Source organism: Colwellia sp. 5_MG-2023, assembly GCF_030547795.1.
In the GTDB taxonomy this organism is placed as follows: domain Bacteria; phylum Pseudomonadota; class Gammaproteobacteria; order Enterobacterales; family Alteromonadaceae; genus Colwellia.
This window is the reverse complement of record NZ_JAUOPW010000001.1, coordinates 182,582-206,169: the sequence shown is the minus strand read 5'-3', so window position 1 is coordinate 206,169 and position 23,588 is coordinate 182,582. Positions and strand designations below refer to the sequence as shown.

The 23,588-nt window shown below is 36.7% G+C and carries 22 protein-coding genes; 10 read left to right on the top strand and 12 right to left on the bottom strand.

All coding sequences use genetic code 11. The features are described 5' to 3' along the window. Positions 1 to 100: 100 nt before the first annotated feature. Entirely contained in the window at positions 101 to 910 is an 810-nt protein-coding gene (gene tcdA, locus Q4496_RS00845; RefSeq protein ID WP_303609761.1) for a tRNA cyclic N6-threonylcarbamoyladenosine(37) synthase TcdA, read from the bottom strand. A gap of 434 nt (positions 911 to 1,344) precedes the next feature. Further along, a complete protein-coding gene (locus tag Q4496_RS00840; protein WP_215973850.1) occupies positions 1,345 to 2,628 on the bottom strand; it encodes a citrate synthase in 1,284 nt (427 codons plus the stop codon). A 679-nt stretch (positions 2,629 to 3,307) separates the two neighbouring features. Between Q4496_RS00840 and sdhC the strand changes: the two genes are divergently transcribed. From sdhC to sucD, 8 genes are all read left to right on the top strand, one after another. Next, positions 3,308 to 3,682 (top strand): succinate dehydrogenase, cytochrome b556 subunit, encoded by a 375-nt coding sequence (gene sdhC, locus Q4496_RS00835; RefSeq protein WP_215973851.1) that lies wholly within the window; start codon positions 3,308 to 3,310, stop codon positions 3,680 to 3,682. Next, positions 3,676 to 4,023: a succinate dehydrogenase, hydrophobic membrane anchor protein gene (gene sdhD / locus Q4496_RS00830; protein WP_215973852.1), complete on the top strand. Its 348-nt coding sequence runs from the start codon at positions 3,676 to 3,678 to the stop codon at positions 4,021 to 4,023. Before sdhC ends, sdhD begins: the two co-directional genes overlap by 7 nt. Then, positions 4,024 to 5,793: a succinate dehydrogenase flavoprotein subunit gene (gene sdhA, locus Q4496_RS00825; protein ID WP_215973853.1), complete on the top strand. Its 1,770-nt coding sequence runs from the start codon at positions 4,024 to 4,026 to the stop codon at positions 5,791 to 5,793. It begins immediately after the preceding gene. Between the two features lie 12 nt (positions 5,794 to 5,805). Next, complete coding sequence (locus tag Q4496_RS00820; RefSeq protein ID WP_215973854.1) at positions 5,806 to 6,513, top strand: succinate dehydrogenase iron-sulfur subunit; 708 nt, start codon at positions 5,806 to 5,808, stop codon at positions 6,511 to 6,513. Between the two features lie 170 nt (positions 6,514 to 6,683). After that, positions 6,684 to 9,485 (top strand): 2-oxoglutarate dehydrogenase E1 component, encoded by a 2,802-nt coding sequence (locus Q4496_RS00815; protein WP_215973855.1) that lies wholly within the window; start codon positions 6,684 to 6,686, stop codon positions 9,483 to 9,485. Positions 9,486 to 9,630: 145 nt separating this feature from the next. Then, positions 9,631 to 11,109: a 2-oxoglutarate dehydrogenase complex dihydrolipoyllysine-residue succinyltransferase gene (odhB, locus tag Q4496_RS00810; protein ID WP_303602517.1), complete on the top strand. Its 1,479-nt coding sequence runs from the start codon at positions 9,631 to 9,633 to the stop codon at positions 11,107 to 11,109. Between the two features lie 192 nt (positions 11,110 to 11,301). Continuing rightward, the gene (sucC, locus tag Q4496_RS00805) at positions 11,302 to 12,468 is read left to right on the top strand and encodes an ADP-forming succinate--CoA ligase subunit beta (RefSeq protein WP_159820897.1); all 1,167 of its coding nucleotides are present in this window, start codon (positions 11,302 to 11,304) and stop codon (positions 12,466 to 12,468) included. Further along, positions 12,468 to 13,340 carry a succinate--CoA ligase subunit alpha gene (gene sucD / locus Q4496_RS00800; RefSeq protein ID WP_215973857.1) on the top strand — a complete coding sequence of 291 codons (873 nt, stop codon included), beginning with the start codon at positions 12,468 to 12,470 and terminating at the stop codon, positions 13,338 to 13,340. The genes sucC and sucD overlap by 1 nt, the downstream gene beginning before the upstream one ends. A 66-nt stretch (positions 13,341 to 13,406) precedes the next feature. On the opposite strand, the gene Q4496_RS00795 is transcribed toward sucD, so the two are convergent. Then, complete coding sequence (locus tag Q4496_RS00795; protein WP_303609760.1) at positions 13,407 to 14,087, bottom strand: hypothetical protein; 681 nt, start codon at positions 14,085 to 14,087, stop codon at positions 13,407 to 13,409. A 968-nt stretch (positions 14,088 to 15,055) separates the two neighbouring features. Between Q4496_RS00795 and Q4496_RS00790 the strand changes: the two genes are divergently transcribed. Next, positions 15,056 to 15,199, top strand: coding sequence for a hypothetical protein (locus Q4496_RS00790; protein WP_303609759.1), 144 nt, complete (start codon positions 15,056 to 15,058; stop codon positions 15,197 to 15,199). Positions 15,200 to 15,315: 116 nt separating this feature from the next. Here the strand turns inward: Q4496_RS00790 and Q4496_RS00785 are convergent, their stop codons facing one another. The 4 genes from Q4496_RS00785 to Q4496_RS00770 all read right to left on the bottom strand — a co-directional run bounded on the left by Q4496_RS00785 (position 15,316) and on the right by Q4496_RS00770 (position 19,739). Next, on the bottom strand, positions 15,316 to 16,530 hold the full coding sequence (locus Q4496_RS00785) for a Xaa-Pro peptidase family protein (RefSeq protein ID WP_215972951.1): 1,215 nt from the start codon (positions 16,528 to 16,530) through the stop codon (positions 15,316 to 15,318). A gap of 253 nt (positions 16,531 to 16,783) precedes the next feature. Continuing rightward, entirely contained in the window at positions 16,784 to 17,215 is a 432-nt protein-coding gene (locus Q4496_RS00780) for a hypothetical protein (RefSeq protein ID WP_215972950.1), read from the bottom strand. Positions 17,216 to 17,949: 734 nt separating this feature from the next. Beyond that, positions 17,950 to 18,450 carry a hypothetical protein gene (locus Q4496_RS00775; protein WP_215972949.1) on the bottom strand — a complete coding sequence of 167 codons (501 nt, stop codon included), beginning with the start codon at positions 18,448 to 18,450 and terminating at the stop codon, positions 17,950 to 17,952. A 374-nt stretch (positions 18,451 to 18,824) separates the two neighbouring features. Next, complete coding sequence (locus Q4496_RS00770) at positions 18,825 to 19,739, bottom strand: dienelactone hydrolase family protein (RefSeq protein ID WP_215972948.1); 915 nt, start codon at positions 19,737 to 19,739, stop codon at positions 18,825 to 18,827. A 217-nt stretch (positions 19,740 to 19,956) separates the two neighbouring features. Between Q4496_RS00770 and Q4496_RS00765 the strand changes: the two genes are divergently transcribed. Next, positions 19,957 to 20,133 carry a DUF3545 family protein gene (locus Q4496_RS00765; RefSeq protein WP_215972947.1) on the top strand — a complete coding sequence of 59 codons (177 nt, stop codon included), beginning with the start codon at positions 19,957 to 19,959 and terminating at the stop codon, positions 20,131 to 20,133. Between the two features lie 199 nt (positions 20,134 to 20,332). On the opposite strand, the gene Q4496_RS00760 is transcribed toward Q4496_RS00765, so the two are convergent. From Q4496_RS00760 to pstB, 5 genes are all read right to left on the bottom strand, one after another. Next, complete coding sequence (locus Q4496_RS00760) at positions 20,333 to 20,761, bottom strand: hypothetical protein (protein ID WP_215972946.1); 429 nt, start codon at positions 20,759 to 20,761, stop codon at positions 20,333 to 20,335. Positions 20,762 to 20,876: 115 nt separating this feature from the next. After that, on the bottom strand, positions 20,877 to 21,443 hold the full coding sequence (locus Q4496_RS00755) for a uracil-DNA glycosylase family protein (RefSeq protein WP_215972945.1): 567 nt from the start codon (positions 21,441 to 21,443) through the stop codon (positions 20,877 to 20,879). A gap of 12 nt (positions 21,444 to 21,455) precedes the next feature. Continuing rightward, positions 21,456 to 21,689 carry a cysteine-rich CWC family protein gene (locus Q4496_RS00750; protein WP_215972944.1) on the bottom strand — a complete coding sequence of 78 codons (234 nt, stop codon included), beginning with the start codon at positions 21,687 to 21,689 and terminating at the stop codon, positions 21,456 to 21,458. Positions 21,690 to 21,948: 259 nt separating this feature from the next. Then, a complete protein-coding gene (gene phoU, locus Q4496_RS00745) occupies positions 21,949 to 22,713 on the bottom strand; it encodes a phosphate signaling complex protein PhoU (RefSeq protein ID WP_215972943.1) in 765 nt (254 codons plus the stop codon). Positions 22,714 to 22,725: 12 nt separating this feature from the next. Continuing rightward, entirely contained in the window at positions 22,726 to 23,559 is an 834-nt protein-coding gene (pstB, locus tag Q4496_RS00740) for a phosphate ABC transporter ATP-binding protein PstB (protein WP_215972942.1), read from the bottom strand. Between the last annotated feature and the right edge of the window lie 29 nt (positions 23,560 to 23,588).

Sequence of the window (23,588 nt, the reverse complement as noted above, 5' to 3'; positions counted from 1 at the left end):
GCGTTGTATTAACAGTTAGCGATAATGGGTTATTACTAACTGTTAAGGATAAGTTAAAGCGCTATATACATGAATTACTGAACTTTAATTTTCTGAGATTTTAAGCCGATTTTTGTAATAGCTTTTCTATTGCTTTACTCACGGCAAAAAAGGCAAAAGTCGCGGTAACATGTGTGGTTGCACCAAAGCCGCCACTGCAATCTAGTCGCATAGAACTATTATTTCCCTCACTAACATCCGGTTTTGCTAAGCAAACGTCTCCAATTTCTGTTGGATAGCGTAATTGCTCTGTGGAGAATACGGCATCAATAGAAAACTTTCTTTTACTGGCCTTTTTAATATCTGAACGAGGAAAGTTAAACTCTCGGCGTAATTGGTTTTTCACTTTGGCCAGTAAAGGATCTTGATACGTTTTACTTAAGTCTGTAATTGCTATTTTGCTAGGATCAATTTGTCCACCTGCACCACCAATAGTAATTATTGGTAATTTATTACGTTTACAAAAAGCAATGAGCCGGGTTTTTATATCGACCGAATCAATAGCATCGATGACATAATCATAACCTTTGCTTAGTAATTCAGATAAGTTCTCAGTAGTAATAAAGTCTTCAATAACATTAATTTGGCAATCTGGATTAATTTGTTTAATACGTTCAGCCATGACTTCAACCTTACTTTCACCAATGGTGTCGCTTAAGGCGTGTATCTGACGGTTGATATTAGTAATACATATATCATCAAGGTCAATTAACGTTATATTACCAACACCGTTTCTTGCTAGTGCTTCGGCTACCCAAGATCCAACGCCACCGATGCCGATAACGCAAAAGTGTGATGCTTTGATAACTTGTGCGCCTTGTAAACCATAAAGGCGGGCAATACCACCAAACCTTAGAGAGTAATCAGACATTTTGTTCTTAAAAAGTGATACGAAATTGGCATTATTATAACGTCTTAAGCTTTATCGTTAAAACTAATTTGGTTAGTAAAGCGTAATGAAAGAAATTTTTGAGCGGTATTTTGTTAATGATTTATAGTGAAGTGATAAATTTAAGGCAAAAATATAAGAGAAATTTATATTGAAATAATACTTTTTAGACTAAAAACTCTACTTTTTTCATAAGTTGTATGAATAATTAGTATTGTTACTGTGAATGACTGGAGTAGAGTATTTACTCCTTTTTTGTTTTAATTTTGTTTAAAAAATAGACTCTTTTGACTGGGTTGTTATCGTAATAAAAAGGTGTTTTTTAATTATTAACAATAAAAAAAGGTAGCAAATGCTACCTTTTTTCGTATTTTACATCTTCTATTTTGGCTATATATTAGCCATCAATAATACTTTTATTTAGATAAAGGTGTAAATTTACGATCAATTTCACCGGTGTATTTTTGACGAGGACGACCAATTTTTTGACCTGGTTGAGATAACATCTCATCCCAGTGAGCAATCCAACCAACAGTTCTAGACATAGCAAATATAACAGTAAACATGCTTGTAGGGATGCCGATTGCTTTAAGAATAATACCTGAGTAGAAATCTACGTTAGGGTAAAGTTTTCTTTGAACAAAGTATTCGTCTTCTAATGCCACTTTTTCAAGTGCCATAGCAACGTCTAACAATGGATCATTGATGCCTAATTCAGCTAGTACTTCATGACACGTTTCACGCATTACTGTAGCGCGTGGGTCGAAGTTTTTGTAAACACGATGTCCAAAGCCCATTAAACGGAATGAATCGTCTTTATCTTTAGCTTTTAATACATATTCATCAACGCGAGAAATATCACCAATTTCTTCAAGCATAGTTAAACATGCTTCGTTAGCGCCACCATGTGCAGGGCCCCATAAAGAAGCAATACCCGCTGCAATACATGCATAAGGGTTAGCACCAGAAGAGCCAGCTAAACGTACTGTAGACGTTGAAGCGTTTTGCTCATGGTCTGCATGTAAAGTAAAAATTCTGTCCATTGCTTTAGCAATGATAGGGTTTACTTTATATTCTTCAGCAGGCACAGAAAACATCATGTGTAAGAAGTTTTCAGCATAAGTTAAATCGTTACGTGGATAAACAAAAGGTTGTCCTACGCTATACTTATAAGCCATTGCCGCAATGGTAGGCATTTTAGCAATTAAACGATGAGCACTACGATGACGTTGTTCTGCATCATTAATGTCTAAATCACTGTGATAGAAAGAAGATAGAGCACCAACTACACCACAAAGCATAGCCATTGGGTGAGCGTCAGGTAAGAAACCATGGAAGAAATGAGCTATTTTTTCATGAACCATTGTATGGTTAGTAATGATTACTTTAAACTCTTCATATTGTTCTTTGTTTGGCGCTTCGCCATTAAGAAGGATATAGCAAACTTCTAGATAATCAGCTTCTTTAGCAAGGTTATCAATAGGATATCCGCGATGCTGCAAAATACCTTTGCCACCATCAATAAATGTGATTGATGACTCACAAGATGCCGTAGCTAAAAAGCCAGGGTCATAAGTGAAATAACCGTGACTACCTAAGGTTCTAATATCTATTACATCGGTACCTGCAGTGCCTTTAAGAACAGGCAGTTCAGCAACTTCTTTGCCGTCAATACTTAGCAAGGCTTTAGATTCAGCCATATGTTTATCCCCTATAATTTTTAAAATTTACAATTTTGAGTTCCGATCATCTTCTTAATTATTTTAAATAAGATTTATTCTTATTTAAAATAATTAAGAAATAACAATCAGTATTTATACTTAACTTGGGTAAATTGAACAGCCGACATTCTACCTCAATTTGTAATTAAAATGTAATAGCCATTCGACTAAAGTTTGTAGCTGCTGATAAAATTGTATAATAATTAACCGTGAATAAGGTTAATTTAAAAAATTACAAATTTTTATTGTTATAGGAAAATTGAATTTATGTATTATCAACTATATAATCAATCCGTTCTGTAAGTGTTTTTTATATTTCGTGGCTTTAATAAGAATGTAAACAATAAATGTCTTGTTAAGTTTGAGGTTATTTTAATAATAAAAATAATTTCTTCTTTTACTAAAGTATTAATTGAATTACTTAGCCAAAGTAGACTAAGTTCGCTATTATTATGCGGTTCGGTTAACTCTATAAGTAATAATAGATTATTTTTATTAATAAAAAGCAGTTACCGTTCATTTCGGGAATTACTTCTTTAGTAATCTCTATTAGTATTCTATTTGTGTATTCAAATGTAAGAATACTAATATTCTAAAAGGTAGTTCATGAGTAACAATAATAAAAGTTGAAGGCTTTCGAGCTCTTTAGGCAACAATTGTGAAAAAACAACGTCCTGTAAACCTAGATCTAACTACAATCAAGATGCATCCGTCAGCTAATGCTTCAATTCTTCACCGAATTTCCGGTGTGATTATGGTATTTGCTATCGGTATCTTATTGCTAACGCTTTCTACCTCTCTTTCTTCTGCTGAAGGATTTGCCAGTATTCAAGAATGTCTTGATGGCTTTTTCTTTAAATTTATTATTTTCGGCTGCCTTTCTGCGCTGACTTACCATTTATTAGCGGGTGTTCGTCACTTGTTAATGGATTTAGGTCACTTTGAAGAGTTAGTCTCGGGTAATGCAAGTGCCAAATTGATTATGATTATTTGGTTAGCTGTATCGGCAGCAATAGGAGTTTGGTTATGGTAAGTGTCGTCGCATCAGTAGGCCGTAATGGCGTACATGATTTTATTCTTCTAAGAGCTAGTGCAATTATTCTTGTGCTATACACCTTACTTATTGCTGGATTTTTTATAGTAACACCAACTGTTACTTATGATTTATGGCAAGGGTTTTTTGCTTGTATGAGTGTAAAAGTTGCAACAATGTTAGCGCTACTCGCGTTACTTGTGCACGCTAAAATTGGTGTTTGGCAAGTATTGTCAGATTACATCAAGCCAGCATTTTTGCGTGGTGCACTGCAATTTTTCTTTTCAGTTTTGTTATTAGCCTACGTAGTGTTTGGCTTTTCAATTGTGTGGGGTGTGTAAGTGAGCGTTCCAATTCGTGAATTTGACGCCATTGTTATTGGCGCAGGCGGCGCAGGTATGCGCGCTGCATTAGCAATTTCAGAGTCAGGCAAATCTTGTGCCTTGATTTCTAAAGTTTTTCCAACTCGTTCTCATACAGTATCTGCTCAAGGTGGTATTACCGTAGCTTTAGGTAACGCTCATGAAGATCATTGGGAACAACATATGTATGATACGGTTAAGGGCTCTGATTATATCGGTGACCAAGACGCAATCGAATATATGTGTAAAACTGGCCCTGAGTCAGTTATCGAATTAGAGAAAATGGGTTTACCTTTTTCTCGTACGGAAGAAGGTAAAGTTTACCAACGTCCTTTTGGTGGCCAATCTAAAAACTTTGGTGGTGAGCAAGCCGCTCGTACAGCAGCAGCAGCTGACCGTACAGGTCATGCTTTATTACATTGTTTGTACCAACAAAATGTTAAAAACAAAACTAATGTTTACTCAGAGTGGTATGCATTAGATTTAGTTAAAAACAGTGATGGTGCAGTTGTTGGTACTACCGCAATTTGTATTGAAACTGGTGAAGTAGTTTACTTCAAAGCACGCGCAACTGTATTAGCTACAGGTGGCGCAGGTCGTATTTTTGCTTCAACGACTAATGCTCACATCAATACTGGTGACGGTGTTGGTATGTCACTTCGTGCTGGCATTCAAATGCAAGATATGGAAATGTGGCAGTTCCACCCAACGGGTATCGCTGGCGCAGGTGTATTAGTTACTGAAGGTTGTCGTGGTGAAGGTGGTTATCTACTTAACAAAGACGGCGAGCGCTTTATGGAACGTTATGCTCCAAATGCTAAAGATTTAGCTGGTCGTGATGTTGTTGCTCGTTCAATGATGACCGAGATCCGTGAAGGTCGTGGTTGTGATCACCCTCAATATGGTCCTCATATCAAGCTTAAACTTGATCATCTTGGTCGTGAAACGTTATACAAACGTTTACCAGGTGTTTGTGACTTATCTAAGACTTTTGCTCATATTGATCCAGCTGAAGAGCCAATTCCAGTTATCCCTACATGTCACTATCAAATGGGTGGTGTACCGTGTAATGTTAATGGTCAGGCACTTAATATTGGTCCTGATGGCAAAGAAACCATTGTTGAAGGTTTATTTGCTGTAGGTGAAATCGCTTGTGTATCTGTACATGGCGCTAACCGTTTAGGCGGTAACTCACTACTTGATTTAGTTGTATTTGGTCGTGCTGCAGGTAACTTCTTAGGCACTTACTTAAACGATAGTCAAATTGGTAAAGAAGCCTCTGAATCTGATTTAGAAGCATCATTAGCACGTTCGAAACGTTGGGAATCTTCAACAACAGGTGAAGATCCGGTACAGATTCGTAAAGATTTACAACAGTGTATGCAAATGAACTTCTCAGTATTCCGTGAAGGTCAAGCAATGGCTGAAGGTATGAAAGAATTAACTGAAATTCGTGAACGTCTTCAAAATGCTAAGTTAGACGATAAGTCATCAGAATTTAACACTCAACGTATTGAATGTTTAGAATTAGATAACTTAATGGAAACTGCGTATTGTTCAGCTAAAGCAGCTAACTTCCGTACTGAATCTCGTGGCGCACATGCAAGACAAGATTTTACAGAACGTGATGATGAAAATTGGTTATGCCATTCTATTTTCACGCCTGAAACTGGTGCTATGTCTAAGCGTGATGTTAATATGAAACCTGTTCACCGCGAAGCTTTCCCACCGAAAGCACGTGTTTACTAAGGAGTAATTGGTATGAAACAGTTATTTTCGATTTACCGTTATAATCCTGATGTAGATGCTCAGCCATACATGAAAGAGTATGAGTTAGAAATTCCTGACGGCTCTGATTTAATGGTACTTGATGCACTTATTCTGTTAAAAGAAAAAGATACAAGCTTATCATTCCGTCGTTCATGTCGTGAAGGTGTTTGTGGTTCAGATGGTTTAAACATGAATGGTAAAAATGGCTTAGCTTGTATTACGCCATTATCAGAGTTAAAGTCTAGTAAAATTATTTTACGTCCTTTACCTGGTTTACCGGTAGTACGTGATTTAATTATTGATATGAGCCAGTTTTACGCGCAATATGAAAAGATTAAACCGTATTTAATTAACGATGCTCAACAACCAGCGCGTGAAAATATACAAACTATTGAAGAACGTGATAAATTAGATGGTCTTTATGAGTGTATTTTATGTGCTTGTTGTTCTACATCTTGTCCGTCTTTCTGGTGGAATCCTGATAAGTTTATCGGACCTGCTGGCTTATTACATGCTTATCGCTTTTTAATTGATAGCCGTGATACTGCTACAGAAGAACGTTTAGATGGTTTACAAGATGCATATAGTGTATTCCGTTGTCATGGCATAATGAACTGTGTTGATGTTTGTCCAAAAGGATTAAACCCAACTAAAGCCATTGGCCATATTAAATCTATGCTATTAAGTCGTGCTGTTTAACTGCTTAAATTAACGTATAGTGGTAATAGTTAGCTTTAACGTTAACTATTACCCGTTATAAAGTTTTTTATGTATTTTCTTGAATAAATACGTAATATTACAATTTAACCGTAATCGTATTTTATAACGCGATTATTTATTTTTTGCTTTACCCCAGCAAGGAAAAGGCAATGCCAGAAGGTGTAATGAAGGCTTGGCTAGAGTCTTCCCACTTAAACGGTGGCAACATCGTTTATATTGAAGAATTGTACGAATCATACCTAGATAACTCTGCCTCTGTATCTGCAGAATGGCGAGAAATCTTTTCAGAACTTCCTAAAGTTGAAGGTAGTGATGTGGAATATCGCCACAGCGCTATACGCGAAGAGTTTAAAGTTTTAGCTAAACAACAAAAAAAACAAGTTGTTACGAGTGGCGGCGACGCCAAGCAAGTTAAAGTTTTACAACTTATCAATGCTTTTAGAGTTCGTGGTCATCAAAACGCCAATCTAGATCCATTAGGATTATGGCAACGTGATAAAGTCCGTGATTTACAGCTTTCTCATCATGACCTATCAGAAAATGATTTCGACAAAGAATATAATGTCGGCTCATTAGATGTTGGTCAAGACTCAATGAAGTTAGGTGAGTTATACAAAGTGCTGAAAAAAACCTATTGTGGTTCAGTTGGCGCAGAGTATATGCACATTACTTCAACAGATGAAAAACGTTGGTTACAAAATCGTTTAGAATCTGTACAGTCTGTACCGAAGTTATCGGTTGATGAAAAAACTGAAATTCTAAAAGGCTTGATTGCAGCTGATGGCTTAGAAAAATATCTAGGTGCTAAATTTCCAGGTGCTAAACGCTTTTCTCTAGAAGGCGGTGATGCACTTGTTCCTATGTTGAAGGAACTTATTACTCGTGCTGGCGCTGCTGGTACGAAAGAAGTAATAATGGGTATGGCTCATCGTGGCCGTTTAAATGTTTTAGTTAACGTTATGGGCAAAAACCCATCAAAATTATTTGATGAGTTTGGCGGAAAGCACGACGGAATATTAGGCTCAGGTGATGTTAAGTATCATCAAGGCTATTCTTCTGATTTTGTTACCCCTGGTGGTAATGTGCATTTAGCGTTAGCGTTTAACCCTTCTCATCTTGAAATTGTAAACCCTGTTGTTATTGGTAGCGTAAGAGCACGTTTAGATAGACGTGGCGGCAACCAAGGTGACTTAGTTTTACCTATTACCATTCATGGTGATTCTGCTATTGCAGGTCAAGGTGTTGTACAAGAAACCTTTAATATGTCGCAAGCGCGTGCATTTAAAGTAGGTGGTACTGTACGTATTGTAGTTAATAACCAAGTAGGTTTTACTACTTCAAAAGAACAAGATACTCGTTCAGGTGAATACTGTACAGAAATTGCTAAAATGGTTCAGGCACCAATTCTTCATGTTAATGGTGATGATCCAGAAGCGGTAATTTTAGCAACACAAATAGCACTAGATTACCGTAATGAATTTAAACGTGATGTTGTTATCGATTTAGTTTGTTACCGTCGTCATGGTCATAATGAAGCTGATGAGCCAAGTGCTACACAGCCATTAATGTATAAAATTGTTAAAAAGCATGCCACGCCACGTCAATTATATGCAGATAAATTGATCGCTGAAGGTAGCTTAAACAAAAATAAAATTGATGAGTTAACGTCATACTATCGAAAATTGCTTGATGAAGGTCAATGTACTGTAGAGCAATGGCGTCCAATGACTGCACATTCAGTTGACTGGACACCTTATCTTGGTCATGAGTGGGATGATGACTACGATACTGAAGTTAGCGTTGATAAGTTGAAAGAACTAGCTGTTAAGGTTTCTTCTTATCCTGAAGATCACCCAGTACATTCTCGTGTTAAAAAGATCTACGATGATCGCATGAAAATGGCAACAGGTGAAAAGTTAATAGATTGGGGGATGGCTGAAAATATCGCTTATGCTTCTATTGTTGACTCAGGACAAAGAGTTCGTATTACAGGACAAGATTCAGGCCGTGGTACTTTCTTCCATCGTCATGCTGTTTTACATAACCAAGAAGATGCGTCGACTTATTTACCGTTACAAAATATCCGTGAAGGCCAAGGTCCTTTTGATGTACATGATTCAGTATTATCAGAAGTGTCAGTGTTAGCGTTTGAATATGGCTACACGACAGCTGAACCAGCCGGTTTAACTATTTGGGAAGCACAATTTGGTGATTTTGCTAACTGTGCACAAGTAGTTTTCGATCAGTTTATTAGTTCAGGTGAACAAAAATGGGGTCGTTTATGTGGTTTAACTATGTTATTGCCACATGGCTACGAAGGACAAGGTCCTGAGCATTCATCAGCCCGTTTAGAGCGTTTCTTACAACTTTGTGCTGACCACAATATGCAAGTATGTGTGCCATCAACACCTGCGCAAGTATTTAATATGCTGCGTCGTCAAGTTGTTCGTCCAATGCGTCGTCCATTAGTTGTAATGTCACCTAAATCATTATTACGTCATCCATTAGCAGTATCTTCTATGGAAGAGCTTGCTACAGGTGAATTTAAAAATGTAATCGGTGAAATAGACGAGTTAGATCCGAAGGCAGTAGAGCGTGTTGTATTCTGTAGTGGTAAGGTTTATTACGAACTACTTGAACAACGTCGTAAAAATGAGTTAAATAATATTGCAATTGTTCGTATAGAACAGCTATATCCATTCCCAGAGAAAGAGCTTAAAGATGCGATTAAAGATTATCAGCATGTGAAGCAATTTGTTTGGTGTCAGGAAGAGCCGCAAAACCAAGGTGCTTGGTACTGTTCGCAACATCACTTTAGAGCAGCTATCCCTGATGCAACTTATTTAAGTTATGCTGGACGTAATGCTTCTGCAGCCCCAGCGGTAGGTTATATGGCTTTACATGTAAAAGAACAACAAGCGCTTGTCACTCAAGCGTTAACATTGGACTAACATTAGTGAATAACAAGCGCTTGTCACTCAAGCGCTAATGTTAGATAAAATTAGATTAACTATTGAGTGCATTAGCTTCTGCTTACTCTGTTTAAAAAGATAAGTAACAGTGAAGTGCTAAAAAGTTTGTAAGGAATAAAATAAAATGACAACCGAAATAAAAGTTCCGGTATTACCTGAATCAGTTGCAGATGCAACAGTTGCTACTTGGCATGTACAAGTAGGTGAAAAATTTAGCCGTGATCAAGTATTAGTAGATATTGAAACTGATAAAGTAGTTCTTGAAGTGCCAGCAACAGCTGATGGTGTTTTAACTGATATCAGCCAAATTGAAGGTGCTACTGTATTAGGCGAGCAAGTTATTGGTACATACTCTGAAGGTGGTGCAGAAGCTGCAGCGCCTAAAGCAGATGCGGCTCCAGCTCCAGCAGCTAGTAATGGTGGCGGTGCAGCTAAAGTAATTGATATTGTTGTACCAGTTTTACCTGAATCGGTAGCTGATGCGACGGTAGCCACTTGGCATGTAGCTGAAGGCGATACGGTATCAGTTGACCAAAATCTTGTTGATATTGAAACTGATAAAGTAGTGCTAGAAGTTGTAGCGCAAGACAATGGTGTTATTGGTAAAATAATCCATGTTGAAGGTGATACTGTATTAGGTGCACAAAAAATTGGTGAACTAAATGCTGGCGCAGCAGCTAGCACTACAGCTACAGCAACGCCTGATGAAGCGGTAAGTTCTGATGAACTAGCTAGCCCATCTGTTCGTCGTTTAATGACTGAAAAAGGTTTATCAGCAAACGATGTTACTGGTTCAGGTAAAGGCGGACGTATCTCTAAAGAAGATGTTGAAGCAGCACTTGCAGCGAAGAACACAGCAGCTGCACCTGCAAAAGCAGCACCTGTAGCACAAGACCTTGGTGAGCGTAGTCAAAAACGTGTACCAATGACACGTCTACGTAAAACAATTGCAACGCGTTTATTAGAAGCGAAAAATTCAACAGCTATGTTAACAACGTTCAACGAAGTTAACATGAAGCCAATTATGGATTTACGTAAGCAATATAAAGATATTTTCGAGAAAACGCATGATACACGTTTAGGTTTTATGTCTTTTTACGTAAAAGCAGTAACAGAAGCACTTAAACGTTACCCTGCTGTAAATGCATCAATTGATGGTGATGATATTGTTTATCATAACTTCTTCGATATCTCTATTGCTGTTTCTACTCCTCGTGGTTTAGTTACACCAGTATTACGTGATTCAGACCAATTAAGCATGGCTGGTATCGAAAATGGTATCCGCGACTTAGCGCTTAAAGGTCGTGATGGCAAGCTTTCAATGGCAGACATGACGGGTGGTAATTTTACCATTACTAATGGCGGCGTATTTGGTTCATTGCTTTCTACACCAATTCTAAACCTACCACAAGCAGCTATTTTGGGCATGCATAAGATCCAAGATAGACCTATGGCGGTTGATGGAAAAGTTGAAATACTTCCTATGATGTATTTAGCTCTTTCATATGATCATCGCTTGATTGATGGTAAAGAATCAGTTGGTTTCTTAGTGACTATTAAAGAGTTACTTGAAGATCCAGCTCGTTTACTTTTAGATGTATAGATATTAGCTATATGTTTTTGAGTAACGAAAACAGTAATTAAGTAGACTATAGTATTAGCTCTTTTGACTACCGTCATTAGAGCTTTTGTATTATAATTAGTCGACTTTTCCTTGGCTTTTGTAAATTTTTATAATTTTAATAAATAAAAAAGTTTCAATAGCTTTCATTTACAGATAAATGGATAAAACACCATGAATTTGCACGAATATCAAGCGAAACAATTATTCGCTGAATATGGGTTACCAGTTTCTGAAGGCTTCGCTTGCGATACACCTCAAGAAGCTGCAGAGGCTGCTGATAAAATTGGCGGCACTATGTGGGTTGTTAAAACTCAAGTACACGCGGGGGGACGCGGCAAAGCTGGTGGTGTTAAACTAGTTAAATCTAAAGACGAAATTAAAGATTTCGCTCAAAACTGGTTAGGTAAGAATTTAGTTACTTATCAAACAGACGAAAATGGACAGCCGGTTGCTAAAATATTAGTAGAAAGCTGTACAGATATCGCTAACGAATTATACCTTGGTGCTGTTGTTGATCGCGCAAGTCGTAAAGTAGTATTTATGGCTTCTACTGAAGGCGGTGTTGATATTGAGAAGATTGCTGAAGAAACTCCAGAGTTAATTCACCAAGCTGAAATCGATCCACTTGTTGGCGCACAACCATACCAAGCTCGCGAATTAGGTTTCAAGTTAGGTTTAAACCCTACACAAATGAAGCAATTTGTTAAGATCTTTTTAGGTCTAGCTAAAATGTTTGAAGACTTTGATTTCGCCTTATTAGAAATCAACCCGTTAGTTATTACTGACGAAGGTAATCTTCATTGTTTAGATGGTAAAATTGGTATTGATGGTAATGCTTTATACCGTCAACCTAAAATGCGTGCTTTCCACGATCCATCTCAAGAAGATGAACGTGAAGCGCATGCTGCAAGATATGAATTAAACTATGTAGCTTTAGACGGCAACGTAGGTTGTATGGTTAACGGTGCAGGCCTAGCAATGGGTACTATGGATATCGTTAACTTACACGGCGGCAAGCCAGCTAACTTCTTAGATGTTGGTGGTGGTGCTACTAAAGAGCGTGTTTCTGAAGCATTTAAAATCATTCTTTCTGACGACAACGTTAAAGCGGTTTTAGTTAACATCTTTGGTGGCATCGTTCGTTGTGACATGATTGCTGAAGGTATTATCGGCGCGGTTAAAGAAGTAGGCGTTAAAGTTCCTGTTGTTGTACGTTTAGAAGGTACTAATGCTGAATTAGGTCGTGAAGTTCTTAAAAATTCTGGCTTAGACATCATTGCTGCTGAATCATTAACTGATGCAGCAACAAAAGTTGTAGCAGCTGCGGAGGGCAAATAATGTCTGTATTAATTAACAAAGATACTAAAGTTATCTGTCAAGGTTTCACTGGTGGTCAAGGTACTTTCCATTCAGAACAAGCTCTTGAATACGGTACACAAATGGTTGGTGGCGTAAGCCCAGGTAAAGGCGGTCAAACGCATTTAGGCCTACCAGTATTTAACACAGTACGTGATGCAGTAGAAGCAACTGGCGCAACAGCAACAGTTATCTATGTTCCTGCTCCGTTCTGTAAAGATGCTATTTTAGAAGCTATTGATGCAGGCATCGAGCTTATCGTTACTATCACTGAAGGTATTCCAACTTTAGATATGGTTGATGTTAAAGCTAAGCTTGAGCAATCAGGCGTTCGTATGATTGGTCCTAACTGTCCTGGTGTTATTACTCCGGGCGAGACTAAGATTGGTATCATGCCTGGTCACATTCATAAGCCTGGTAAAGTAGGTATTGTTTCACGTTCTGGTACATTAACGTACGAAGCCGTTAAACAAACTACTGATGCTGGTTTTGGCCAATCTACTTGTGTAGGTATTGGTGGTGACCCTATCCCAGGTACTAACTTCATCGACGTTTTAGAAATGTTCCAAAACGATCCACAAACTGAAGCAATTGTAATGATTGGTGAAATTGGTGGTACTGCTGAAGAAGAAGCAGCGGAATATATTAAAGCTAATGTTACTAAACCTGTTGTATCTTACATTGCTGGTGTTACTGCACCAGAAGGTAAGCGTATGGGTCATGCTGGCGCAATTATCGCTGGCGGTAAAGGTACTGCTGATGAAAAATTTGCAGCATTAGAAGCGGCTGGTGTTAAAACTGTTCGTTCTTTAGCTGAAATTGGCAATGCACTTAAAGAGAAAACAGGTTGGTAGTCAGCTTTTGATTGCAAACTGCTTTTCTTTTAAAGGTTAATAAAAACCCGCTGCTAGCGGGTTTTTTTATTTTAAAGCTGCTAACTCTTTCTTCTTAGCATTCTTGATTTGAGTATATAAATCTAGGAGTTTTGGTATTAATTTGTCGTGAGTATCAATAATGAGTTCTTTAACATTTTGATTTGGTACTTCTATTATCTCCTTTTTATTTTCATATGAAAAAGGATCAAACGTAAGTGTATATCCATTATTTTTAATACGAATAAGGTGTTTATGCTTTATTGTATTTGATAGCTTTTTTAATTTTAAAAACAACTCATCATTATACATAAGATTGAGAGACTTAAAAAATGGTTGTGGCTTAAACTGCTTTATAAAATCCCAGTACCAGCCAACCTTATTATCTTCAATTGTCTGATTAACAGTAAAAATAATATTTAGAGCGTATGGTAATGAATCAATAACTGCGTGTAGATTTTGTATGAAAGCATAGGTACTTGCTTCGAATATTGTTCTTGAACTAATACAATTGGGGTGATGTTTTGGTGTTAATTCGAGAAGTAAATCATCCTTAGTGCTGAAGTCTATAAATTCTTTAAAATAATATTCGCAGTAATCGAGCCTTTTTTGTATAGATTGTAATGCTAAATTTAGACTATGAATTTCGACAGAATCATCAGTTTTTAATTCTTCTTTTTTGAGATTAAGTAAGTCTTTTATATCCAACTTGTTTTTATAACTTTCCATACAATTTCCATATGTATATTTTATAAAACAATAACATAAAAAGCTTAATTTGAATAAGTTTCGTATTTCATTTTTTATTTTTTATGTGGTTGTTATATTGTCGGTGTGCCGACAGCACCCAAAGGGATACTGCCTCCGGCATCCCTCTGGACTCCCTCGGAGCTGCTAATCAAGTGTCATCCTCCATTCAAGGTAATATCTTCGACGTAACATCGCTGAACGGGCATCCATGCCCTACATCGCTTTGTTCATCATCCATGATGAACATACGTGAATATTACCTTTCATTACGGCACTTGATTAAAGCAGACTTGGTGTTTTTTGGTAGAGTAGGGTTCACAATATTGGTTTTGTATTTTTGGATGTTCAAAAAGGCTATGTGCTTTATATCGACTTGCTATGCCAAGTGCTTAAATACCCATCTCAGTGAATGAATAGTTATTTTGAAAAGTGTCAGTCAAGCTGAGCCATGACGTTACATGGGGGTAGTAGACACCGCGACGCGATCAGTGAACTAAACGCCAAGCAATAATTAAGCATAATCCACCATGATGAACATACGTGAATATTACCTTTCATTACGGCATTTGATTAAAGCAGACTTGGTGTTTTTTGGTAGAGTAGGGTTCACAATATTGGTTTTGTATTTTTGGTTTGTTCAAAAAACTCAAGTCAGTTTGTTTGATAGTAAATTAGCCAAGTGCTTAAATACCCATCTCAGCAATGAAATGATAAACGAGCAATGGTAGGCCTCGACCCGAGGCAGGACGTCGAGGGCTGCCGTTGTTCATGGACGATAAATCGGCAGGTATCGTGGACTAGGCTCGTTTGTTATTTAATGTTCTGCTGAGCTGGGCGCCGCAGGGGTTCCAAGGGGAGGCGCGGCGGTACGTCGCCCCTTGGGTGTTGTCGCCACCGCGACGCGAACAGAGAACTAAATGCCAAACAATAATTAAGCATACCCCACCATGATGAACATACGTGAATATTACCTTTCATTAAGGCACTTGATTCAAGCAGACTTAGAGTGTGTTGATAGGGTAGGTAATTGCTGTGTATTGGCATTCGAAGTCGTCATTCCCGAAGTGTCTGATCGGGAATCTCGTTCTTAGTTAATGGCTCTTCGATTAAGAAACCACGAGGATGACGATCGATAAATGGAAGTCGATTAAAATTACATTCAACGCCGTCATTTCCTAAGTCACTATTATCTACTATGTAAGAAAAATTAGACTTCTAATCCAAAGGGATCATCGATTGAGTGCGATGGTGTGGTAAACCATACAGGGCCTTGTTCATCCATGTAAAAATGATCTTCTAAACGAATACCAAATTTATCGGGTATAACTAACATCGGCTCATTACTAAATACCATACCTGTTTGTAGCTTAGTTTCAGTCCCTTTAACTAAATATGGCCATTCATGAATATCAAGACCACAGCCATGACCGGTTCGGTGTGGTAAGCCTGGTAATTGATAATCGGGTCCATAACCGTGTTTTTCTAATACGGCACGTGCGCCATCATCAACATTACCACATGGTGCATTGAGTTTAGCTTCATTGAAGGCATTAATTTGGGCTTCTTTTTCCACTTGCCAAGCGTTACGTTGCTCAGGTGTTGCTTCACCGTAAGCATAAGTTCTTGTAATATCCGAGTTATAGCCTTGTACTAAACAGCCAGTATCAATTAATACCCAATCGTTCTCTTTTAAGATTTGTGGTTCTTTTACACCATGTGGGAATGATGTCGCTAAGCCAAAAAGCACAATACAAAACGATGAACCGCTTGCACCAACCCGTTTATGGGCTTCATTAATAAATTCTGTAACTTCAACAGTACTGATGCCGGGGGTTAATATACGTGCAGCGGCCTTATGTACAGCAATTGTCATGTCTTTAGCGCGTTGCATTAAAGCTATTTCAGCGCTCGATTTTATTTGTCGGCACAGGGCGGTAATATCTGATGCGTTGGTATAGTTAATATGCGGAGCAGCTTTTCGAAAACCATCAAAAACAAAAAAAGGTGCCGATTCATCTATTGCGACATTACCTGAACGGATGTTCATGCCTATTAATGTTTGGGCAAATAAAGCATATGGGCTTTCATGTTCATGCCAACCATTAAATTGACCTTGTATGATCATATGATCGAGCAAAGAGCCTTGTTCAAAGTGTGGTGCTATAAACGTTAATTCGCCTTTTGCAGGCAAAATAGCGCCAACTAAGCGTTCACTTTTATACCATTTTAAGCCTGTAAAATAGGTTAAGTTTGTGCCAGCATCTAAGTACATAGCATCAATGTTTTGTTCGAGCATATAGGTTTGTGCTTGTGAAATACGTTCGTTAAATTCACGCTCAGTAATAGCAACGATATCTGCTGTCATATCTGTTAATTTATTCAGTTCGATTTCTGGGGTAGAGCCGCCAACGCCAATGGTCATAGTGAAGTCCTCATTGTATACAATCATTAATAAGATCAGAGTAACATTAACCTTTCTTTGGATCTTCTTTTAAATTACAAGGATGTGGCAAGGTAATGAAGGAGCTTAAAGCTGGTGGGGGTTGTAAATTCTTACTGAGTGGGGAAATCGTAATTAATTTGCTGTAATTTTTAGGCAAAAAAAAGCCACGTAATATAACGTGGCTAAAGCAACTTTTTTGTCGGGGAATAAAAAAAGTCTAAAAATTATTTAACTATGTGTTCTTGTATTCTTTTACAAACTTACTAATGCTTTTGCCATTACAGGTAACGTCTTTAACATTGAAGTCTACTGTGTTTTTAACAGAATCGATGCCTGATCTTACTGCTTGAGCACAAACTTTTGATGCTGAATTATCATTAGCAGGTATAACTAAAAACTGTGTAGTTACGTCGTCATTTATTTTCTTTGGCTCAACGTTATAGTTTTTAGAGAATGATTTTATGCTTTGACCATTACATATAATGTCATAATTTAATTTTTTGTGTGATTTTCTTAATGCTGATTTCCAGCCGTATTTTGCTGCTGATAAACATAAATTAGTTTCTGTTGAGTTATCAGTTGTTACAAATTTCACATTTGTATTTGACGCTGTTGCTGTTGTTGCAGTTAATACTAACGCTAATGCTATCAATAATTTTTTCATGTAGACCTCTGTATCACGTAAGAAAATAATTTAAATGAGTGTTACCTCAAGAACTAGAGTAATTATACTAATAATTTATCGAATGTAAATACATTTTTGTAATTAAATTACAGAAAAGAAATAAAAATACGTTGAATATGACCGTTATTTTCAATTTATTGCATTTTTATGTCAGCTTTGTTGTTTTTTTATTACATTTTTAGGTTTATTTTTTACTTTTTACTTTGTGGTGATAGGTTTTAGTAATCGTTTTTGTAGCCGAGTTTTTTTGATGATGATTTATTTCACGATGATGAGGGATATACAATTTATGTATGTAGCACGCATTGCTTATACCAGTCTCATTAATTAGGTGAACAATTTTATACGGAGAAAAAATTGCCAAATAGAAGGAATTTATTTTAATAACTAGTTGTTAAAATTATTAAATAACGATGTAGTTGATGATTTTAACAAGTAGCAATGATCGCATAGTTAGTGAGATTGGTATTAATATGGCACTATTGATAGGAAAGAGCTGTTTACCTAAAGCTGTATATCAAATGTAGCATGACGATTAGATCTTAAGTTATGATTTATAGGTTACTGATAATTTTATAAGCAACCTATAGTATATTCCTGGGGGAATAAAGGGATAATAGCCAATGTTATGGAGATGTTTTTATGAGTAAACGTTATGTTCACACTCATATAGTGACGGCATTTGTTAAGTAGGATGGTCTATATTTACTGGATTAGTCAGCTTGTTGTATATTTTCTTGCATACCTATACTTTCTTTAAAAACTTGTTCTCTCATCTCGGTCAGCTTGTCTAGGGCTTCTTGTTTTGCTTCTGGGCTCAAACTGTCATCATTAGCTACTTGCTCCATCATAACTTCTATTTCTTCTAATTTTTCACTATCAATCCCTAATCGTTTATCTAATATTTTTTGCATTATCTCTGCAAAGCGAGAGTCAGGTACTTGCTGATCACTAGTCGTCGTATTACCTATAGTGTTTTGCTCGTTATTGCTTGCAAGTAATGTTCTTGCCGTTACCGGACGAATATAAGTGGGTGCTTCCTCGGTATATGTTTTACCGTTCATCATCGCTAGAGCTTTGTCTGAAAGTGTGACTGTATCTTTTTCACTGGGAATTGCTTCTACGGCGGTTATAGGTTTATTAAAATTTACCTGTGACTCATTATTAGCTTTTGCATTTGAGATTGCTTGAGCATAATTTTGAAAAATCATCATAATGAATATCCATTGCTTCGTTATTGTGGTGCTATTATTTTTTACTATTTAACGTTAGAGCAATATATGAGCCATTATGACGAGGTTAGTAATAATAACTGCGAGGAAAGCATTTATTAAGTCTAGTTCAAGCTACATAGTGCTTTCTTATTTATTATAAATAATAAGTAGGCTGTTTGATGAAGGAATGGTTTAGAAGAAAAAGAGATAAATAAACAATTTTTGCCGCCAAATCGGCAGTTTATTTCCCATGAAAGAACATCATGGTTGAGCATCTAAATAAACTCAGCTAATGAGCTGGCTAGCATGACTCAACCATCACTTTGTTTTGAATAGATTACAATATAAACCTATCAATATTATGGTTCTGTTAACTACTGCGCTGTAGATAAATGTTTATTAAAGAAAGTGATTGTTCTTTCCCAAGCCAAGTCAGCGCTTTTTTGTAGGTAACGACTGGTTGAATCATTATGAAAGCCATGGTTGGCGTTTTTGTACATGTGCATTACATAATCAACGTTACTTGCTTTTAAGTCTTGCTCGTATTCATCCCACGTGGCATTGACACGTTTATCCAGCTCGGCGAGTTGAATCATTAACGGTGCTGTAATGTTTTTTCGCAACTCTTTAGCCGCAGGGGTGCCATAAAAAGGTACGCCGGCGTTGATTACATCAGGTGCTCTTGCAGCAAGCATGTTAATAATATAACCACCAAAACAAAAGCCTACACCGCCAAGTTTACCATTAGATAATTGATGGTTTTTAAGGTATTTAGCGGAGGCAATAAAATCTTGTTCAACTTTTGCACGATCTAACGTACGTTGCATTGTTCTACCTTCATCATCATTACCTGGATAACCGCCCAATGTATGTAATATATCGGGGGCAAATGCTATAAAACCTGCTTTAGCAACACGTCGAGCTACATCTTTAATATAAGGATTTAACCCTCTATTTTCGTGTACTACCAAAACAGCGGGGGCGGGGCCTGATAAATTAGCTGGTTTTACAAAGTAGCCTTGAACGCTACCAAGCCCTAAAGGTGATTCAAATGTTTCATAGCTTGCCGTGATGTCTTTATCATTAAATGAAACTTGTTCGGCTTGTGCATAGTTTGGTAATAATGCCGAAGCGAGTATGTTAGTACTCATGCCAACAACAGCTAAGCCGGCAAGGCGCTTCATAAATGTTCTTCTATCAATAATGCCATGAGCATATTCGTCATACCAATCAAATGCTTCTTGTGGAATAGTGGCGTTTTCTTTGTTGTTATCGTTGTTGGTAGTCATAAATAAACTCTTATGGTGTTATGTTAGCGGTACATTGATATTGTGAATCTACATTATTGTCAACTTGTTAACTAAAGTAAAGTAAGTGCTAAATCAGTTGTTTTTTGAGTTTATTAAAATAAACTAATGGCTATCATTTTACTTTAATTTTTTTGTAAACAAATTGTCATATTAGCTATTTATATTGCAATAAACATTAACTTTACGAGTATTTATTATGCAAGATGAACAATGGCAAGAATTAGATTTTAGTGACTTTGAAGAAGAGACTGAATTTGAAAAAAAGAAAAGTAAGAAACAAAATAAACGTAAATGGCGCGAAATAGAAGCTTATAAAGATGAGCGACGTGAAAAAAGAGAGCTAGATTTTGGTGATAATTATTATTCATTTTAATTATTGAAATATAAGTAATTAACGTTAAAAACTAAACCATTAATTAACCTATTAAGGCTGATATAGTGATAGTTTTGCAAATAATAGTAATCACAAATAATGTTTAAAAAAAGAAGAGCACTGAAATGCTCTTCTTTTTAAATTGGGCTCAATTCTGCTCTGTATCTTATTCTTAAGATAAGCTCAAATTGACAACATATTAATCTTCCACCAGTTTATCGACTAACCATTGATCCTTATTTTTAATCAATAGAATTTTTTTATAGTCTTTATAGCTATTGCCATCACGTTTACCGGTGAACTGTATCATCATAGTTACCTGAATATTGTAATTATCAAGTATTTGCTTTTTCTTGGCTGAGGTATGTAATGAAACAGAGTCAAAGCTCATGTTGAATAAACGACGCGCAACATTGCTGGCGGTGTGGTATTTTTCTATTTCTTTTTTAAAATCGGCAGAGCTTAAAGCGATAGCTTTATCGATGTCTTTTTCATTATAAATGGCATTAAAAAAAGAAGTGGCGACTTGCTTCTCGGACATTTTGGGTTCTTTATTTGCATTACAACCTGATAGAAGGCTTGTTAACATAATAATTAAGAGTAACGATGTGCCTTTAAGTTTGTCCATTATTTTTACGTATCCAATATAATTAATATAAAAAGTATAGGTAACTAATATTAAGATACGATGAATTGCCTTTCATTTCAATACAGACCGTTTCAGGGAATGTGTAAAGTGTATTTTAAATTAGCGATTGTATTTTACTTTGAAGTTTAGGAATAACCTCATCTTCAAACCAGCTATTTTTCTTTAACCAAATATTATTTCGAGGACTAGGGTGTGGGAGCACAATTTGTTTTGAGTTTAATAGCGTTTGCCATTGCTGTGCTAGCTGTGTAATAGGGGCTTTGGTATGCAAATGCCATGCGATAGCATATTTCCCTAATATTATTGTTAATTCTACTTTTGTTAGCTTTGCTAACAGTGCATTACGCCATGTATCTGCACAAAGGGGCAACGGTGGCAGATCGCCAGACTTACCTTTACCGGGATAACAAAAACTCATCGGCAAAATAGCGAATAGTTCGTCATTATAAAACTGGGATTTACTTACACCTAGCCAAGCTCTTAATCTATCACCACTTTTATCATTAAAAGGTATGGATGTCTGATGAGCTTTTATTCCTGGCGCTTGGCCTAAAATAAGAATTTTACTTTGCTCGTTTACTTGAAATACAGGATTGGGCTCACAGGGTAAAATATTTTCACATAATTGACATTGTTTAATTTTTGCTATCAGCGTCTTCATCTAAATGTACACTTAGGTGGCTGCTCTGTTTAGGTGTTTTTTTATAAAGAGTGTCGGGCTTTCATTAAATAGAGAAATACAAGTAACACAAATACATGCTTTACGTTGTAATGGTATTGGCACTAAAGCAATTAATTCAGCAGGGACAGGAGTGTTGTTGCACCAACAAGATTTTATATCATTAACCATACAAGTATTATTTCCCTGACAAAAAGGACACGATTCAGGTGGAATTATTGTTTGCATAGACTATATCTTTAGTAAGGATATTCTTTGTGTCGTGAGTGTACAAAGTTTTCTGAGTGAATTGAAGCATCTTTCATTGATAGGTGTTATTAAATTAAGGCTATTAACAGTGATACTTCTTTTTAAAAAGCATTTATTAAGTAAATGATGTCGGCTGAGTGAAAGAAGAGTTGCTCATTGAGTCAGCCGAAGCACCTATTTTTTGTTTTATTAACACCGCATAGCACCGTAAGTTAATGTTTAAGCTACTAGGCTATTGTTAGTTGTCGATTGATGCTCTAATTTGTTCCATTGTAGCGTGCCGAACATCTTTGCCTTCAACTAAATAAACAATATATTCACATAGATTAGTAGTGTGATCGCCAATACGCTCTAGTGCTCTAGCGCACCAAGTAACTCTGAGTGCATTTTTTATTTCTCGTGGGTTTTCCATCATTTTAGTGACTAATAAGCGTGAAATGTTATCAAATTCTTCATCGACGATATTATCATTTTTTATGATGTCTAAGGCAGCGGCGACATCCATTTGTGCGTAAGCAGTTAGTGCCTTGTTTAACGTATCACTAACATGTTTTCCTAAGTGTTTTAACTCAACAAGCGGTCTTGAACTTTCTTGTTCTGCAAAATTACCTTTTGCTAACTTAATGGCATTTTTACCAAATTTTACTGCTTCATCGCCCATACGTTCGAGATCAGTAATACTTTTGATGACACTGACAAGTAAGCGTAAGTCACTTGCTGCTGGTTGTCGACGAGCTAATATTTGAGTGCAATATTCATCAATTTCTAGCTCCATGGTATTCACTTTTTTATCACGTTTTATTACTTTTTCTGCGAGTTTTTCATCAGCATTTAATACAGCACTTAATCCGTCGTTTACTTGTTGTTCAACTAAGGCTCCCATGTCCATAACTAAGCTTCTTACTTGCTCTAGTTCTTGATTAAAACGACGTGAAATGTGCTTGTCTAAATTTAATTTTGTCGTAAAACCACTTGGTGTATTGGTATTGTCTTGTGTTGTCATTTTATTCTCCCATTAACCGAAGCGGCCAGTAATATAGTTTTCAGTTAGTTTATGCTCAGGGCGTGTGAAAATATCTTCAGTTTTTCCCATTTCAACTAACTTACCCATATGAAAGTAAGCGGTGTGCTGTGAAACACGAGCTGCTTGCTGCATTGAATGGGTTACAATGGCGATAGTGTACTTTTCTTTAAGCTCATCGATTAATTCTTCAATAATGGCGGTAGCAATTGGATCAAGTGCTGATGCTGGTTCGTCCATCAAAATGACTTCTGGGCTCACGGCGATAGTTCTAGCGATACACAAGCGTTGTTGTTGACCACCAGATAAGCCAGTACCAGGCTCTTTTAATCGATCTTTAACTTCATTAAACAAACCGGCTTTTTGTAAACTTGTTTCAACAATCTCGTCTAATTCTGTTTTATTATTGGTAAGTCCGTGAATGCGGGCGCCATAAGCAACATTGTCGTAAATAGATTTTGGGAAAGGGTTTGGTTTTTGAAAAACCATACCCACACGAGCTCGTAATAAGACAGGATCTAAATCTTTCGCATAAATGTCATCATTATCTAACATTAATTGTCCTGTGACTCGGCAAATATCAATGGTGTCATTCATACGATTTAAACAGCGTAAAAAAGTAGACTTACCACAACCTGAAGGTCCAATAAGTGCTGTAACTTGATGTTGCGCTAAATCTAAACTGATATTGTGTATCGCTTGTTTTTCACCGTAATAAACATCGGCATTGCGAATTGACATTTTTGCATTATCGGCATAAATATTCCCAACAGTTTCTGTTAGCGCTAATTCTGATAAGTCATTTTCTTTTATATTCAAATTATTCATTTGTTTCTTCTTAAACGGTTTCTTTTAAA

Coding starts and splice junctions, on each gene's coding strand:
- Q4496_RS00780 (WP_215972950.1), bottom strand. CDS start 17,215: ATGAAAAAATTATTGATAGCATTAGCGTTAGTATTAACTGCAACAACA.
- Q4496_RS00755 (WP_215972945.1), bottom strand. CDS start 21,443: ATGAAGACGCTGATAGCAAAAATTAAACAATGTCAATTATGTGAAAAT.
- Q4496_RS00815 (WP_215973855.1), top strand. CDS start 6,684: ATGCCAGAAGGTGTAATGAAGGCTTGGCTAGAGTCTTCCCACTTAAAC.
- Q4496_RS00840 (WP_215973850.1), bottom strand. CDS start 2,628: ATGGCTGAATCTAAAGCCTTGCTAAGTATTGACGGCAAAGAAGTTGCT.
- Q4496_RS00785 (WP_215972951.1), bottom strand. CDS start 16,530: ATGACCATTGGCGTTGGCGGCTCTACCCCAGAAATCGAACTGAATAAA.
- phoU (WP_215972943.1), bottom strand. CDS start 22,713: ATGACAACACAAGACAATACCAATACACCAAGTGGTTTTACGACAAAA.
- sucC (WP_159820897.1), top strand. CDS start 11,302: ATGAATTTGCACGAATATCAAGCGAAACAATTATTCGCTGAATATGGG.
- pstB (WP_215972942.1), bottom strand. CDS start 23,559: ATGAATAATTTGAATATAAAAGAAAATGACTTATCAGAATTAGCGCTA.
- sdhD (WP_215973852.1), top strand. CDS start 3,676: ATGGTAAGTGTCGTCGCATCAGTAGGCCGTAATGGCGTACATGATTTT.
- Q4496_RS00820 (WP_215973854.1), top strand. CDS start 5,806: ATGAAACAGTTATTTTCGATTTACCGTTATAATCCTGATGTAGATGCT.
- Q4496_RS00770 (WP_215972948.1), bottom strand. CDS start 19,739: ATGACTACCAACAACGATAACAACAAAGAAAACGCCACTATTCCACAA.
- Q4496_RS00765 (WP_215972947.1), top strand. CDS start 19,957: ATGCAAGATGAACAATGGCAAGAATTAGATTTTAGTGACTTTGAAGAA.
- Q4496_RS00750 (WP_215972944.1), bottom strand. CDS start 21,689: ATGCAAACAATAATTCCACCTGAATCGTGTCCTTTTTGTCAGGGAAAT.
- odhB (WP_303602517.1), top strand. CDS start 9,631: ATGACAACCGAAATAAAAGTTCCGGTATTACCTGAATCAGTTGCAGAT.
- tcdA (WP_303609761.1), bottom strand. CDS start 910: ATGTCTGATTACTCTCTAAGGTTTGGTGGTATTGCCCGCCTTTATGGT.
- sucD (WP_215973857.1), top strand. CDS start 12,468: ATGTCTGTATTAATTAACAAAGATACTAAAGTTATCTGTCAAGGTTTC.
- Q4496_RS00775 (WP_215972949.1), bottom strand. CDS start 18,450: ATGATGATTTTTCAAAATTATGCTCAAGCAATCTCAAATGCAAAAGCT.
- Q4496_RS00795 (WP_303609760.1), bottom strand. CDS start 14,087: ATGGAAAGTTATAAAAACAAGTTGGATATAAAAGACTTACTTAATCTC.
- Q4496_RS00790 (WP_303609759.1), top strand. CDS start 15,056: ATGATGAACATACGTGAATATTACCTTTCATTAAGGCACTTGATTCAA.
- Q4496_RS00760 (WP_215972946.1), bottom strand. CDS start 20,761: ATGGACAAACTTAAAGGCACATCGTTACTCTTAATTATTATGTTAACA.